The organism is Vibrio sp. CUB2 (assembly GCF_001557945.1).
Taxonomy (GTDB): domain Bacteria; phylum Pseudomonadota; class Gammaproteobacteria; order Enterobacterales; family Vibrionaceae; genus Vibrio; species Vibrio owensii.
The window spans coordinates 176,356-192,595 of sequence record NZ_LNRB01000007.1 but is presented as its reverse complement, the minus strand read 5'-3'; the positions used below and the strand labels follow the sequence as shown (position 1 = coordinate 192,595).

The window sequence follows — 16,240 nt, the reverse complement described above, 5'->3', positions numbered from 1 at the left end:
CGGGCGTTGTTTTTTTGTCTTTGTTTTAGCGATGTGATTACATCATGCCAGTCACAATGCCTGCCGCGACAAAGAACACAATCATCCAAAGCACCGACAAGTTAAGTTTCTTATGTAAGTAGAAGCCAGCTATCACAAGAGAGATATCAATTGGTGCAACCACAGCGCTGCTGAATACCGGTTGGTAAAGTGCAGCTAGTAGCAAACCAACGACCGATGCGTTTACGCCGTTGATTGCGCCTGACACTGCAGGTTTACCAGCCAGCGCTTGCCAGTTCTTTAGCACGCCAAGCAGCAATAAGAAGCCCGGTAAGAACACACCCAATGTTGCGACTAGCGCACCTAGGATAGGTGTATCAGATAGCTCGTAACCAATGTAAGTCGCGAAGGTAAACATCGGTCCCGGTACTGCTTGCGCTGCGGCGTAGCCCGTTAGGAACGCGTCTTGGCTGAGTTGATCGCCAACGATGTTTTGCAATAGCGGCAGTACCACGTGACCGCCACCGAACACTAAGCTACCCGCTTGGAAGAAGTCGCTAAACAATCCAAGCATTGGCAGGGAATGAGCCACAAACGGCAAACCAATCAGAAGTACTGCGAACAGTGCCAATGGTGCAATGGTTGGTTTAAATGGTTCGGCAGGTGCTGAGGATTCTTTCTTTAGATATTGAGTACCAATCAAGCCCGCTACTACAAGTACCAGCATTTGAGTTGCGATGCTCGGTGCAACCAATAACGCAATCGCGGTTGCCACACACAAGCCGGCTGTTAGTTTGCTTTGGCAGAAGTTTTTGTACATTCCCCAAGTCGCATCCGCCACCACAACGACCGCAAGCAACTTCAAGCCGTGAACGATGTTTTGGAACAGCGCCGTATCGGTGATCTGGCTGCTTACCATCGCAAGCGCCAACATGATGATCACGGAAGGCAGCGTGAAGCCAAGAAACGCCATGCATGCGCCGCCTAAGCCTCCGCGTTTGTAACCCAGAGCAAAGCCAACTTGGCTAGAACCAGGGCCCGGTAAGAATTGGCTCAAAGCCACGATCTGTGCGTATTCGCTGTCATCAATCCATTTGAGCTTTTCAACGAACGTTTGGCGGAAGTAACCGATGTGCGCCGCAGGGCCACCGAAACTGATCCAACCAAGCCAAAAAAAGGTTTTAAAAATGGTAAACATGTTGAGCCTGTTAAATCTCCAATAAAACTGCATCTACTGTAAGAAATGTACTAAGATGACTCAAATTAATAGTTTTAATTTCATCTATGAATGAAATGGGATGAGGTTTGTTCTGTGAAAGATGACATCCAGTGGCGCAATATCGACTTAAATCTGTTGGTGACCTTTTCTTACCTATATCGCTATCGCAGTGTGAGTTTGGCGGCCGAGAAAAGCTTTGTCAGTCAGTCTGCCATGAGCCACAGCTTGTCGCGTTTGCGCGTGTTGTTTGATGATCCATTGTTTGAGCGTAAAGGCCATAAGATGGATCCAACCGAGCACGCGCATCATATTGCGCCGACGGTGCATCATTTATTGGACTCGATTGCCAAAGACCTACTAACTAAGTCCGCTTTCCAACCAGAAAACTACGCTGGCGTGTGTCGCATTGGTTTAACCGACTACGCCGAATTCATCTTCGCCCCATTGCTTTATGATGAAATCCGCAAGCGTGCGCCAGAAGCCCAAATCAGCTTTATTAACGTCAACCGCAGCAATTACGTGGCGATCACGGAGCACGATAAGTTAGATGTCATCATCGGCAGTATGCCGGTACTCGACGATAACTTTGAGAGCCAGTTCCTCTACACAGAAAAGCACGTATGTCTGTGTGATAAGCGAGTGTTGAAAGGCGAAACACAATTGTCGATTCACGCTTTTGCCAATATTGAACAAGCCCTCGTGAGCCCTGATGGTAGCTTGAGTACACAAGTAGACAAAAAGCTTGCTGAGCATGGCTTGAAGCGAAAAGTCACCGTTGCTTCACGTAACTTCCTTACGATTCGAAACTTGCTTAAACAGCGTGAGTTGGTTGCGATAGTGCCGGAGAAAATGGCGCAAGCGGAAGGGTTTTCGGACGACTTGGTGAGCGTCCAGCCGCCGATTGCGGTAGCGGATTTTGATATCGCCATGTTGTGGCATACCAGCCGTAACAACGAGGATAAAGGGGTTTGGCTGCGTCAGCTGGTGGCAGAATTGATTACAGGGAGCAACGAAGACTCCCTGTAGTTGGCGAGTAATTTCTACTCAGTGAAGAAGTCGTTGTACAGCATGTATAGGTGCGCCGCGCTCCATGAGAAGTTTGGTGCGCCTTGTTGATCGCCCGTCAGTGGGTTGTAGTTCTCACGAATCGGGCCATCTTGCACTAGGCCGTCCGCATGCTGGAAGAAGGCCGTTGCCATCTCAATGGCGTCGTCACGATAGCCGTATCTGTCCATACCTTTCAAGCCGAAGTAGAACTGATCGACCCATACGCGTCCGCGCCAGTAAATATCAGGGCCGAAGGCTGGGTTCGATAGCGCAGCCGTACCCAGTGGCACATACGTGTTGAACTCATTACTGTCTTTCATCACTTTCACGACGGAATCGGCATGAGCTTGAGTCGCCGCACCATTAAATAGAGGGGACCAACCCTCTGGTCCCATACCGCGTTCGACAATCGGCTTGCCCGCACAGCCATTTGCTAGTGGTTTGTCTTCGATGCGAATGTCGTAGAAGAAGCCCGTGGACTCATCGAACATACAAGTGTTGATGTAGTTCGCCAGATGTTTTGCCTTCGCTCGGAAGTCTTGTGCTTCGTCTTCTTTGTCTAACATGTCCGCCATTTCGGCCAGATATTGGTTATCGCTGTACATGTAGCTCGCTTGGTCGACGGATTCTTGTAGCAGTGAGTAACCCAGTAAGGTGCCGTCTTCTGCGCGGTTCTGCGCAAATTCCACATCCCAATCGCTGCGCTTACCGCCTTTGGCAACGTAAGTATCCAGCTGTTCTTTATCGATGAAGCCAAATACCGCTGCGTCATCGCGTCCAGACTCCCAAGAAGCGGCGGTTTGTGCTGGGCTTTCGATGTAATCGTAATTACCCTCTGCCATCACTTTCGCCAGTGCTTTCTTACCCACCACCGCTTCATGCTCTTCGCCGCGAACCACCGTAAAGTACATTTCACCTTCTAGCGTGTTGTGCGCTTTGTCTACCGCAGCGCCGTATTCAGGAACGCCGTTGCCGTTGTTATCGCGGTTACGCAGCCACCAGTTGTGATACGCCACAAGCTTCGGATACATCTCTTCGATCCATGCTTTATCGCCTGTGGTTTTGTACACTTCCATGACCGCCCACGCAGCAAGGCTTGGTTTGGTATTACGTTCGTTCCAGTTGCCTCCGTCGCCGCCACGTTCTGGGCTTAAGTTGTAAGCTAATAGATCCGGTACATAACCCTCATCCCAAGGGCGAACAGGATCGTCTGCTTGAATTTGATAAGCGAACATCGCACGAATGTTGTCTTTCGCGACATCTGGATTGAAGTGCGCCATCGCATAAGCTTGCTTCCATGTATCCCAAGGCCAAGTTTGGTTACCTGAGAACCAACGAGCGGTCACGGATGGGGTTACCGAATCAAACTTCATCGCACCTGCGACACCGCGCCAGTTACCGTTCAAGGTTTCCATCGATTTCACCGCCACGCGTTCTTGCTCTGGTGTGGCGTGTGGGTTGGTTAAGCCTTTGGTTAGATAGTCTTCCCAACGCTGCTCAGAAGCCGAAAGATAAGCCTCTGGGTTTGCCAAAATGTCTTGAATCTTCGTTTGTTCAGCTTGGCTTTCTTTTGTTGTCAGGACATGAGAATAGGTGGTGTAAATCTTGGTTGAACCGTCAATCTTCGCTGTCGAAGTAAACTGATGACCATCCACCTGAGTATTCATGTTGATGGACTTATGGATTTGGTATTCAGACTCGCCAGAGGTCAGCAGATCCCATGTTGAACGCACTTTGCCGAATGTTACTTTTAAACCGTCATCCGTCGCGACGATAGTGCGGGTGTAATCAGGATATTGCTCATCAATGGTTTTATCTGATTGGGATTTGCCTTCTTTTGCGTGGTACTTCTCAAGCAGTTGACCATCCCATACAAGCTCAACTGGGGCGTCTGTGGTGATGTTGGTTTCCAACAGAGAAGTGCGGTCAGAAGCAAAGCGCAGCGTCATCTCCACAGTGACATCATCAGAGGTTAGCTTTTGCACCAATGCGCCCGGCAAGCTGTACGCTTCCATTTCGAAGGCGACTTTTTTGCCATCTTTGTACACGCTTAAGCGATCAAAATTATTGGCCATAAAGTTGATGTATTCTTCGGTCAGAAGCGCCGTACCAGGAAAGCCACCCATACCTTCTGCATTGTCAGGCAATAGGTGTCCGTGCCATGCGCCCATATCGAAAAATGGATTAAAACGCTGGTGGTCATCAAAGTCGTAATCGCGCATGTATTCTGGAGAGCCAGTACGGTCAATCACATTCTTAAACTCGCTCGCTTGCAACGGTGCTTCAGAAGTTGTGACGGTATTACAACCAGAGAGTGTCACCGCTGAACCAACGGCTAAAGCAATTAGGGTTTTACGTAAAGTCATGTTTGGTTCCTCGGTTTACCAGTAGAAATATTGCATTGCGAAAACTTGAGCATCGCCCGTCACGTTGTCATCCCCGACAGCAAAGCGACTATCAAATGCGGTTGCCCATGTGCCGTTGGCGTATTCCCACCACACGCCGGCGTTGATGTAAGAAGTGATTTCATCCTCAGCGGTGTCTGATTCAAAATTGGCGTAGTTGTAGGCCGCTGATAGATAGACGCCCGGAGCGGCTTCATACCATGCACTGGTCATAAAGCCTGATTCGCTGCCGTCTGAAACTTGGTTACCTTTATCGGTGTCGTGCCATACACGCGCGGCAACGTTTTTGTATTCCGCGCCAATGAGGAACAGTTCACCACCGTCGTTGTTACGGACTTCTGCGCCGCCCATAAGTGTTAAGTGCTCGGCAATGTCGTATTGGATGTAACCATTGACCATGGCGTTCTTATCGATCCATTGATCAGCAAAGCGGTCGTATTTACCAAAGTTGACCCAAGAATCATCTTCAGAGAAGTCCGACTCAGGAGCGGCTGAAATGCTGTAGCGGAATTTACCTTCAAGGTTTTGGATCTTAGCGCCCAAGAACACGTCCCTTGTATTGGAGATCACGTAGCCATATTCGACCGTCGCATCGCCCCACCATTGAACGTCATCCAGAGAAGAGTCCATACGGCCAATCATAAACTCGGTGTTGCCATTGGTGCGGTAGCCAGCATAGAAACGGTTGAAGCCGCCCTCGAAGCCTCCCCAACCATGGCCTGTCGCCCAAGCATTGCCATCATCATCGGCTTGAACCGTCCAACCTTCCATATACGCAAGGCCGAACCAGTTACCGTATTGGACCGCGAGGCCACCCTCGATGTAAGTGCCGTCTGCGTAGCGGCCTTTGTTTTCGCCTTCTAACGCGATATGGCCACCAACGCCTAATTCGCCGTAAAAGTCGAAGCTGACTTCTGCGTCGGATTTTGGAGGTTGAGTAGGGCTATGGTCAGCTTGGCTTTCAGATGCATGGACATTGACAGCGGTAAGAATCAATCCGGACAAAACAGTTTTAGTAAAACAAGTCTTCATTTTAATCACTTCTTAATTGAGTAGGATTTATGGTTTGCTGACGTGGCTGAATTTATATGGGGGTGCTCTAAAGGCTTTAGGATCAGCTCGTGTGCAAACTTGGGATCAATTTTATCGATCAAATGGTATTTGATTAAATGCTCTATAGTTAAATTGTGATCGATATTTAGTAAAGCTTTACTTGTTGTTTTTATGGATTGAGAGCGTTTATATAGGAAGAGGGAATGATGGTTTTTGCTATGTGATTACGCCCTAGAACGTGTTTGAAGAGCGGTGGTTTGCAGGGGAAGCAGGACAAAAGCAAAAAGAGCATCACGAGGATGCTCTTTGAATAATAGGGGAATTAATGCTTATTTATGATTGCGTTACTGGTTCTTGTACCTTTTCTTGCGTTGCTTGTTGTTTGATAGCTTGCTTCTTTTCAAAGCGAGAGATCCACCACCAAGCCAGAGCAGAGAAGACGGCAGTCATAAACACGTTGATGAAGAACGCACGTACCAAGTCAACGCCTGTTGGGAATGCCGATGCGGTCATGCTCACCACAAAGATTACAATCAGTACCGACACCACACTCATGCCCACTTTGCGTGAACCCATACGGAAGTCGCGCGGTGTATCGTCGTGTTTTAGACGGAATACAAAGTACGCGATCATGATGAAGATTGGTGGTAGCATCGCCGTACCTGCCGTTAGGTTGATCGCTTGGTTCATCATGTCTTGCACGGATTCTGAACCAAAGCCGTTGACGATCAGCATCACCACAACGAACGCGAATTGCCACCATGCTGCACGTACTGGCACACCATGTTCGTTTAGCTCTGTGGTTTTCTCGCCGTACACACCTTTTGGAATTTCAGAGAAGTGAATTTTTACTGGTGCTGCAGTCCACATCATCATTGAGCCAAACATCGCCATGAACAAGATGATACCAACGAAGCGGCCAACCAATGCTGTTGAAATGTCGAAGTATTGCGCCATACCGGTAAAGATTTCTACCATGCCGCCAGCGTATGTTAAGTCTTCACGCGGAACGAACACGTTCACCAAAAGTGAGCCAATAGCGTACATCGCACCAATCAAGACGCCTGCCATGATGATCACTTTGATGAAGGCTTTTTGGCCGCCTTTTACATCTTTCAGGTAAGCCGCTGCGGTTTCTGCACCGCCTGCTGCTTGGAAGATCCAACACATAATGCCTAGCGTCGCCCAGTTAATGGTTGGGCTCATTGCTTCTAGCGTGATTGGTTCTGCTGGCGTGTAGGTGTCGCCGCCTAATGCCATTAGCGCACCGAGAACGTAAATGCCGAATAGGGCAAACACACCGTAAGCAACCAGCTCAGAAATTTTGCCCAACCAAGATGCGCCTTTGGTTGAAATGTGGGTCGCCGCTGCGAACAGAACGATCGAAATAATCGACGTCACCATTGGTGAGAAAGTGTATTCGTAACCAAGCATCGCGTAAGACGCGTAAGCAATCACGTTTGGTAGCAGAGACACAAACCAGAATAGGTTCACGAACCAGTATAGGAACGAACCGAGGTAAGCGGCTTTAGAACCAAGCGGTTGTTTAAGCCAGTCGTACATGCCTGACTCAGAGTTTTTGTTCGCCGAAACGAACTCTGCAATGATGAATACAAATGGAATGAAGTAAACGATCGTCGCGAAAAGGAAGATAGGGGCAGAGCTAAGGCCAAGCTCAATGTTGTTGTTCACGATGTTACGGACGTTAAATACCGCCGCAAATGTCATCGACAGCAAGGCGAATTTGCCAATGGTGCCGCGCATAGATTCAGACATAGAGTCCTCCGATGAATCACGTCAATTCCCTTCGTAACTCAGTAATAGTGCTATTGACCGTTTTATCATCCTTGGGCGAATACTATTCGTAATCGCGTCGGAATGCTGAGGTCTACAACTGATCTGTGATCTGAATTACTTTGGGTTTATTTAATTATTTTGTTGTTAGGCCAGACGCGTTGTCTGGCCTTGCCTGTAAGCCGTTATTTATTTAGGAAATAGCCATCTTCGATGGTCACTTTGAGCACCACTTTTCTTACTCGGTTGTCACCGTGGAAGCGGTACGCTTTATCGTTATCAAAAATTGCAACTTGGCCTTCACAAAGCTCACGAGTCTCACCTTGACCGGAGAGAAATTCGCGGTCAGTTTCATCTCGATATGTTTGCTCTAGGCGTAAATCGGATTTGTCGGCGAACTCCACTGTTTCGCGACCTTCTAGGTAGTAATGCACGTCGAAGTAGCGGCGGTTACCTTCAAACAGGTCGGTTTGTTTTGTGTCGTCTTCAATCATGTAAACCAGAGAGTCACCAATCGAATACATCACGCCGTCTTTGATGTTGGCGATGTTCTCAATCGCTTCCACGCAGCGGTTCCATTTACGACCGTCGCGGTACACGACTTTGAATTGTTCTAAGTTGTCTAACACGATCATGGATTACGCCTCGTTTGCTGTTTGAGTATTTGGTTGAGTGAAGAATGCATTGTCGAAATCATGGTTTGCCATGGCTTGCGCACTGCAATCGCCCGCTTGAAGTGGCATCAGTGTTAGGCCATAACGGAACTCGTCCATGTACACGCGGTATGAATCAAGCACTTCGCTGCCCCATGAGTTTGAGCCCAGTCCCATCACTTGATGGTCAAGGTTGAGCGTGATGTAGCCGCTCTTTTCTAGCTCAATGGTGTGTTGCGCTTCGTGCAGGTTTTGGTTGGTGTAGAACCAAGCACTGAAGTTGATTTCTTGCTGTGGTTTCACCAACACCCCCGTGCCGTGGCGATTCGTCAGTGACGCCCAACGAACGTGTTGGCGGTTGCCGTTGTTTTGTGGGAACGGGTAGTTCTCAAACATGTCGGCTACTGTGCTGTGGTAGACATCAATCAAGTTCGCCTGGCGGCTGTCTTGGTAGTTTTCTTCAGGGCCACGACCGTAGTAACTCACTTGGTCAAAGTTGCCATTGATGCCCAAATCCAAGCCAATCACAGGGATAACGTGCGGGTAATCGCCATAGCGCTCGCCGCTCAGTTCCACATTCAAATGACCTTGTGCGTTGATTTGGTAGCGGTAGGTACAGTGCATGCCAAAATCGAACACCGGTGGCGCGATGATGCTGGTGGTCGTAATCGAAACCGAATCATCCGTTGCTTCGATTTGTAGCGTGCGGAAGTGCTCTTGCATGATTTGTAAGTGCGCTGGGTGCCACAAACCTTCGTACTCTTGTTTGTGGTTATCAATCATTGGTTTGAAGAAGTTCAATCTAGGTTCTGATTGAATCAGCTCTTCACCATTGACGCGCCAAGAGGTCAGTTTACCGTTGACTTTAGAGAAGGTCAGAGTGAAGTTGTGGCCTTCAATCACATGTTCCAAGCGGCTTTCCGTGGTGACTAACGCTTGTGCATTGTGGCTAACAAATTCGGCTTCGCTTGCTGTGTTCTCTTTCAGTTGGAATTGGTACACCGCGATGTCGTGGTTCGCTTCGCTGTACAAAGTGCGGCTGTCTTTACGCACGGTGAAGTTGATAAAGGCTTCACGCTCGTCCAGTTCTGGCAGATTAATTGTGATTTCACGCGCGCTGTTTGCAGCAAGTTCTTCGACCTTAAACTGCACGCTGCGCAGCGTTTCACCTTCCGCTCGGACATCTGCCGTGATGGTGTAATCATCAAGGTTGGTAAACCACAATTTGTTCTCTACGGTGAAGGTGTTTGTCGTACCTTCTACGGCTTGAATTTTCACTGGAGCGATGACTTGTTTGTACTCTTTCAAGCCCGGTCCTGGTGTTTGATCTGGGTAAATCAAACCATCCATACAGAAGTTGTAGTTATTCGGGTAATCGCCGTAATCACCGCCGTATTTGTAAAACTCTTGGCCGTTTTCATCACGTGTTAATACGCCGTGATCACACCATTCCCATACGTAGTGACCTTGAATGTGGTCGTGCGCATAGAACACGTTTTGGTATTCCGTTAGACCGCCAGGGCCATTACCCATTGCGTGTGCGTATTCACAAATGATGCGTGGTTTCTCGTGTGGGTGCTCCCCAAAGTGATTCATGAGCTGCGCACGTGAGTACATGGTAGAAATTACGTCGACGACTTCTGCATCGCGGTCTTCTTCGTAATGCACCAAACGGGTGTCATCAATCGCTTTGGTTGCGTCGTACATTGCGCGGATGTTGCAGCCGTAACCGGACTCGTTACCTAGTGACCACATGATGATGGAAGGGTGGTTCTTTTGGGCGTGAACGTGGCGTTCTGCGCGGTCTACAAACACACTTTCCCATGCTGCATCGTTGGTGATGCGGCTTAGATCGCCAACGTTCGCGAAGCCGTGGGTTTCTACGTCGGTTTCTGCCATTACGAACAAACCGTAAATGTCACACAGTTCGTAGAAGCGTGGGTCATTAGGGTAGTGCGCGGTGCGAACTGAGTTGATGTTGTGTTGCTTCATCAAGATCAGATCTTTCTCGATGCGCTCCATGCCAACTGCACGACCTTTTAGGTGGTCGTTATCGTGGCGGTTCACACCGTGCAGCATCACGTATTGGTTGTTGATGTAGAACAGACCATCACGTACTTTGATGTCGCGGAAGCCAACGCGCTGTGGGATCACCTCAATCGCATTGCCTTGTGCATCTTTCAGTGTGATGAACAGTTGGTATAGGTATGGATTTTCCGCTGTCCAATGGGTTGGGTTCACTACATCAATGGCAAAGCTTGTTTGGCTGTTGTCTTGGATAGTCAGTGCATCACATTGACCACTGGCAATCACTTTACCTTTGTCTTGTAGTGCGTATTCCAGCGTGTAACCAGATACAGCCGTAGTAGACAGGTTTTCTAGCTCAACTTGGCAGCTTAAAGTAGCACTTTGGTAATCGTCGGCGAAATCAGTACGAACAGTCAGATCTTGGACGTGAACGTGCTCTTTTCCGACAAGGTAAACATCACGGAATATACCCGCCGTCCACCACATATCTTGGTCTTCAATGTAAGTCGAATCTGCCCATTGCATGACGCGCACAGACAATAAGTTCTCACCTTGTTGAACGTAAGAAGAAATGTCGAACTCAGCAGTTAAGCGACTGCCTTTGCTAAAGCCAACGTAATGACCGTTTACATAAACTTCGAAGTAAGTTTCAACGCCATCAAATTTGATGATGGTTTGTTTGTTGTCCCATTGCTGGCCAAGCGTGAAAGTACGTTGGTATGCGCCAGTTGGGTTGTCGGTTGGGACAAACGGTACGTCGATAGGGAATGGGAAACCTTCGTCAGTGTATTGAAGGTCACCGTGGCCTTCCATTTGCCACATGTTTGGAACGGTAATGCGTCCCCAGTCTTCCATTTTTTGAGAGTAAAACGCTTCAGGCACCAAAAGCGGGTTAGTGAAGTAGTTGAATGTCCATTGACCACTCAGCAGTTTAAAGCGGCTGCTTAGCTCGCGTTGGAACGTTTGTGCGTTTTTAACTGAATCGTATGAGAAGAAGTAAGCACGTGGTGCCATACGGTTCTCATGTAGGTGGAGGAAGTTTTCCCAGTTGTTCACGTTTGTTCTCCCCTCGGCTTAGCTTGGTCATTTCGACGCGGTATCGTCAGCGTCGAATCTGCCCAAAAGAAATGCAGCCGATGTATTGTGAAAAGGCTTATGAGTTATCTGGGAAAGATATTAGTAAAAGCTTTACTAAAATAAATTGGTGAAAACGTTTAACTTTAACTTGATCACGTTTTAATACGTGATTGGTGAGCAAGATGTGATCAGCGTAAAGGAATAGCATCCCAAGCTTATTTGCTGGGTAAAACGAGTAAAAAGTGACGGGGATTTAGAGAAAGGAAATAAAAAAGCACTGAGGATTCAGTGCTTTATAAAATAGGAGTTAAGAGGGAGAATTACTTAGTCGTGCCGCGCAGTTTGAGTTTGCTTGGTACGTGAACTTGCAATGGCAGCGCACGACCATCGCGGTATTTTTCTACCAATAAGTTTACCCCTTGTATGCCCATCATCTCTGAGTGAATTCGCACAGTAGAGAGCGGTGGGAAGGTAAAGCGAGCGGTTGGAATGTCATTCACACTGATAAGAGCAATGTCTTGTGGAATGTTCAAACCGAACTCATGGATGGCACGTAAAACCCCAATTGCAATCGAGTCTGATGCGATAAAGAGTGCTGTCGGAAAGTCGCCTTTTGCTAACATCGCTTTGGCTAAGTCATAACCCGAGAGGCTAGAAAAATCGCCGCGGTAAATGTCGTTCTCTGATACGACACCTTTTAGGTTGCCGTATTCCACAAACGCGTTTTCACGAATGTCCGCCGTGTTGGGCTCGTCTTGTCCGCCAATGAAACCAATGCGCTGATAACCTTGTTCGACGAAGAAATCGACGACTTGCTTACTGATGCGAGCCAGATCGATATCAACACTGTCGTACACGCTGTCGCTGTCTGAGAAGTCGATATAACAAATGCTGTCTGCGAGGCGCTTAGGTAGTTTATTGATGATCGCTTTATCGGTCTTACCAACCAAAAGGATACCGGTGATCTTTTGCGTTTCGACATCAATGACGCTGTCGTAGCAGTTGGTTAATGTAATGCCCAACCTGTCGCACTGGGTTTCAATCCCGTGACGAATCGACAGGTAGTAGGGGTCATTCACCTCTGCTTCTTGCTTGTAGTTATACAAAGCTAAAAAGTGGTGTTTTTGTTTCGCTTCTTTGGTGGCTTTTTTCGAACTGCTGGTGCGGTACTCCAGCTTTTCAGCAATCTCTAAGATGCGGTGTTTGGTTTCTTCTTTTACGCTCAGAGTCGGATCGTCATTCAACACGCGTGAGACGGTTGCAAGTGAGACGCCCGCTTCTGTAGCGATATCTTTTAGTGTTGCCATGTTCACTTCCCGTTGGCAAAGCTCACTGTCCCAGTGAGATAAGCAATAATCCCACCATTGTAAACAGCTACTTATGGATGCACAAATTTTTAGTAAAACTGTGCGAGGAATGAAATGAAGCGATCACCGCGAGAAGCGGAATTTTTAAGCAAACAAAAGCCCGAACGGCTAGGACAATCCGTTCGGACTTTGTAATTTATCATTACCACTTAACACGAGTGGTAAGGCGATAAGGTTAAACCTAAGACTTTTTACCTTTGGTTTTATCTGGGTCGACAAGCAAGTGATCAAACACATGGCGAATGAATGGTGCCCCGACTTTTGAACCACCGTTACCGTGCTCAATCACAACGGTCGCTACGTATTTTGGATGGTCGTACGGTGCAAAGGCAGTGAACAACGCATGGTCAAGCAGGTGGTTAGCAAGCTTTTTCGAGTTGTAGACTTCGTCTTTACGCAAGCCAAATACCTGCGCCGTCCCCGATTTACCACCGCTGCTGTACTCTGCGCCTTTGAATGCGCGGCGGCCAGAACCATGTGCGCCATTGTTTACCAAGCGCATCGCGTTGATTGGAATGTCCCAGTATTTATCAGGCACACCTTCAATTGGCGGCAGATCTTTCGGTGCAACGTCGACTTGGTTTTCAAACTCTTCACCATGTTCAATCACGGCTTTAAGTAGGTGAGGTGCTTTCATTTCACCATGGTTGATAAGGAATGAAGTCGCTTTGGCGATCTGCATTGGCGTCGCTGTCCAATAGCCTTGACCTATACCGATAGGCACAGTATCACCCTGATACCAAGGCGTGCGGTGGCGTGCGACTTTCCACTCGCGGGTCGGCATGTTCGCACTGCTCTCTTCATAAATATCGATGCCGGTTGGCAAGCCAAAGCCGAACTTGTTCATCCATTTCGAGATGCGGTCGATGCCAAGGTCAAAGGCAGTTTGGTAGAAGAAGGAGTCCACGGATTCTTCAATCGCTTTGGTGACATCAACATTACCGTGGCCCCAACGTTTCCAATCTCGCCATGCTTTTGAATTCGGTTTCGAGCCCGGAATACGCCAAGAACCGTGATCGTTACGCACCGTCGTTGGCGTAATCACATGTTCCTCAAGCCCCGCCACTGCCATAAATGGTTTCACGGTGGATGCCGGAGGGTAAACACCAAGCGTAGTGCGGTTAACCAAGGGGTGAGCAGGATCGTTCAATAGTGAACGGTACGCTTTGCTGGAAATGCCGTTCACAAATGGGTTGGGATCATAACTTGGGCTAGATGCCATCGCGAGTACGCTGTTGTCTCGTGGGTCGAGCACCACAGCACTACCTTGGCGATGGTCGAGCTCTTTGTAGACGTATTCTTGTAACTCGATATCAAGGTTTAGCACGATGTCTTTACCCGGAATCGGCGGTACGTATTTGATGGTGCGAATGACACGGCCGCGGCTGTTTACTTCGACTTCTTCGTAGCCCTTGGTGCCATGGAGAAGGTCTTCGTAGTAGCGCTCAACGCCCAACTTGCCGATGTTTTGCGTTGCTTGATAGTTCTGCGCTTTGCCTTCTTCATCAAGGCGACGCAAATCTCGGTCGTTGATGTGCGAAACGTAACCTAGTACGTGCGTCAGTTTTTCGCCGTAAGGATAAAAACGCTTGAGGTCGGCAGTGACAAACACGCCATTGAACTCATGCTGATGAACAGAAAAGCGCGCGACTTGTTCGTCATTCAGCTCATTCATGATGGTGACAGAGCGAAATCGACGTGTGTGCTTGTAGCGTTTTTTAAAAGCGTCGACTTGCTCTGGAGTGATGTCGACGTAATGACGCAACTTTTCAATCAGAGCATCCGGATCGCCTGCTTGCTCTGGGATCATGTCAAGGTTGTAAACCGGGCGGTTCTCCGCCAGCAATACGCCATTTCGGTCGTAGATCAAGCCACGTGTTGGCGCGATAGGCAGGATTTTGATTCGGTTGTCGTTAGAGCGAGTCTGATAATCTTTAAAGTGGTTAACCTGCAAGTTGTACAGGTTCGCGACCAATCCACCCAGCAAAATAACCATGCCGAGGAAGGCAACGATGGCACGGTTCTTAAACAACCGCACTTCTTGGTTGTGGTCTCGAAATTCGTTTCGCTTGCGTAGCATGAGGGCCCTTCAGATTTGTTTTTGTTCTTTGCATGCCCCGATAAAAGGAAAAGACGCGATTCGAGTCTTGTTACAAAAGGTTACATTTGGGGCGGGGCTACTGTAGCGGGCTTTATCTCTCGTTTTGTAAGAGCAATGTCAGGTATCGATTGCGGAAAATCATCTTTCTGGTTTGCGTGAATCACCGTGTTTTTCTTACATTGTGTAAACGTTTATACATGTAAGTGTCATAAATCTTTCTCATTCTTCTAGTTCAACACAACTTTCTTTATTTTTATTGATTTTAAATCGTGATGTAATTTTGTGGAAACGTTTACACTATTTGAGTTTGATCACGGATCTGGATCGGTTTTGATTGGTAGACTTTTAGCCAGTTAAGAGATGAGCGAATTTGCTTGGTGAGCAGGCTCAACCAATTTCCAAGCATCGAGCAGCAAAAGTGGAGAAGCAAAAGTGAAAGTTCTTGTCACAGGCGGTATGGGGTACATCGGCAGTCACACATGTGTCCAGATGATTGAAGCAGGTATGGAGCCAATCATTGTCGACAACTTGTGTAATGCCAAAGTGGAAGTGTTAAGCCGCATTGAAGCGCTAACCGGTAAGCAACCGGCTTTCTACCAAGGCGACATTCGCGATGAAGCCTTTTTGGACTCAGTATTTGCCAAGCATGACATTCAAGCTGTGATTCACTTTGCTGGCCTGAAAGCGGTGGGCGAATCTGTCGCGAAACCATTGGAATACTACGACAACAATGTGAATGGCTCATTGGTGTTGGCGCGCAGCATGCGTAAGGCGGGCGTGAAAAGTATTGTATTTAGCTCATCGGCAACGGTTTACGGCGATCCTGACATTGTGCCGATTACGGAAGACTCTCCAACGGGGGCGACTACGAACCCATACGGTCGCAGCAAGTACATGGTGGAAGAGTGCTTAAGCGACCTGTTCAATGCTGAAAACGACTGGAGCGTGACTTTGCTGCGCTACTTCAACCCAGTTGGTGCGCATCCATCGGGCACTATGGGTGAAGACCCTCAGGGCATCCCGAACAATTTGATGCCATTTATCGCGCAAGTGGCAGTAGGCCGCCGCGAAAAACTGTCGGTATTTGGCAATGACTACCCAACACCAGATGGTACGGGCGTGCGTGATTACATCCATGTGATGGACTTGGCAGACGGTCATATCGCAGCGCTGAAATCGGTAGGTGAAAAAGCTGGTTTGCACATTTACAACCTAGGCACGGGCAAAGGCTCTAGCGTGCTTGAAATGGTAGAAGCGTTCGCAGCGGCTTGCGGTAACCCAGTGCCTTACGAACTTTGTCCTCGTCGCCTGGGTGACATTGCAGAATGCTGGGCAAGTACAGATAAAGCGGAGCGAGACCTTGGCTGGAAAGCGACGCGCAGTGTTGCGGAAATGACAGCTGATACGTGGAAATGGCAGTCAAATAACCCGCAAGGCTATTCCCCTGCGTAATTGAAGCTGCAACGTTGTTGCCTGCACTTTCCAATTTCATTGGGGAAAGCAGATGAAAGAAATTT

Annotated in this window: 10 protein-coding genes; 2 read left to right on the top strand and 8 right to left on the bottom strand. The window is 48.3% G+C overall.

Annotated features, from left to right (window positions below):
• Nucleotides 1-37: 37 nt before the first annotated feature.
• Nucleotides 38-1,177: a chromate efflux transporter gene (gene chrA, locus ATB78_RS13505; RefSeq protein ID WP_061008909.1), complete on the bottom strand. Its 1,140-nt coding sequence runs from the start codon at nucleotides 1,175-1,177 to the stop codon at nucleotides 38-40.
• A 90-nt stretch (nucleotides 1,178-1,267) separates the two neighbouring features.
• On the opposite strand from chrA, the gene ATB78_RS13500 reads away from it, so the two are divergent.
• Entirely contained in the window at nucleotides 1,268-2,224 is a 957-nt protein-coding gene (locus ATB78_RS13500) for a LysR family transcriptional regulator (protein ID WP_179947003.1), read from the top strand.
• 14 nt (nucleotides 2,225-2,238) lie between these two features.
• On the opposite strand, the gene ygjK is transcribed toward ATB78_RS13500, so the two are convergent.
• The 7 genes from ygjK to mrdA all read right to left on the bottom strand — a co-directional run bounded on the left by ygjK (nucleotide 2,239) and on the right by mrdA (nucleotide 14,702).
• Complete coding sequence (gene ygjK / locus ATB78_RS13495; protein ID WP_061008908.1) at nucleotides 2,239-4,611, bottom strand: alpha-glucosidase; 2,373 nt, start codon at nucleotides 4,609-4,611, stop codon at nucleotides 2,239-2,241.
• Between the two features lie 15 nt (nucleotides 4,612-4,626).
• Nucleotides 4,627-5,682 carry a protein YgjJ gene (ygjJ, locus tag ATB78_RS13490; protein WP_061008907.1) on the bottom strand — a complete coding sequence of 352 codons (1,056 nt, stop codon included), beginning with the start codon at nucleotides 5,680-5,682 and terminating at the stop codon, nucleotides 4,627-4,629.
• A gap of 354 nt (nucleotides 5,683-6,036) precedes the next feature.
• Entirely contained in the window at nucleotides 6,037-7,479 is a 1,443-nt protein-coding gene (locus ATB78_RS13485) for an amino acid permease (RefSeq protein ID WP_061008906.1), read from the bottom strand.
• A gap of 203 nt (nucleotides 7,480-7,682) precedes the next feature.
• A complete protein-coding gene (locus tag ATB78_RS13480; RefSeq protein WP_061008905.1) occupies nucleotides 7,683-8,132 on the bottom strand; it encodes a beta-galactosidase subunit beta in 450 nt (149 codons plus the stop codon).
• A 3-nt stretch (nucleotides 8,133-8,135) separates the two neighbouring features.
• A complete protein-coding gene (gene ebgA, locus ATB78_RS13475; RefSeq protein ID WP_061008904.1) occupies nucleotides 8,136-11,234 on the bottom strand; it encodes a beta-galactosidase subunit alpha in 3,099 nt (1,032 codons plus the stop codon).
• 341 nt (nucleotides 11,235-11,575) lie between these two features.
• Nucleotides 11,576-12,562, bottom strand: coding sequence for a transcriptional regulator EbgR (gene ebgR, locus ATB78_RS13470; protein WP_005436560.1), 987 nt, complete (start codon nucleotides 12,560-12,562; stop codon nucleotides 11,576-11,578).
• 241 nt (nucleotides 12,563-12,803) lie between these two features.
• Complete coding sequence (gene mrdA, locus ATB78_RS13465) at nucleotides 12,804-14,702, bottom strand: penicillin-binding protein 2 (RefSeq protein ID WP_020193936.1); 1,899 nt, start codon at nucleotides 14,700-14,702, stop codon at nucleotides 12,804-12,806.
• A gap of 453 nt (nucleotides 14,703-15,155) precedes the next feature.
• Here mrdA and galE point away from each other — a divergent pair, with 453 nt between their 5' ends.
• On the top strand, nucleotides 15,156-16,175 hold the full coding sequence (gene galE / locus ATB78_RS13460; RefSeq protein ID WP_061008903.1) for a UDP-glucose 4-epimerase GalE: 1,020 nt from the start codon (nucleotides 15,156-15,158) through the stop codon (nucleotides 16,173-16,175).
• Nucleotides 16,176-16,240: the final 65 nt, after the last annotated feature.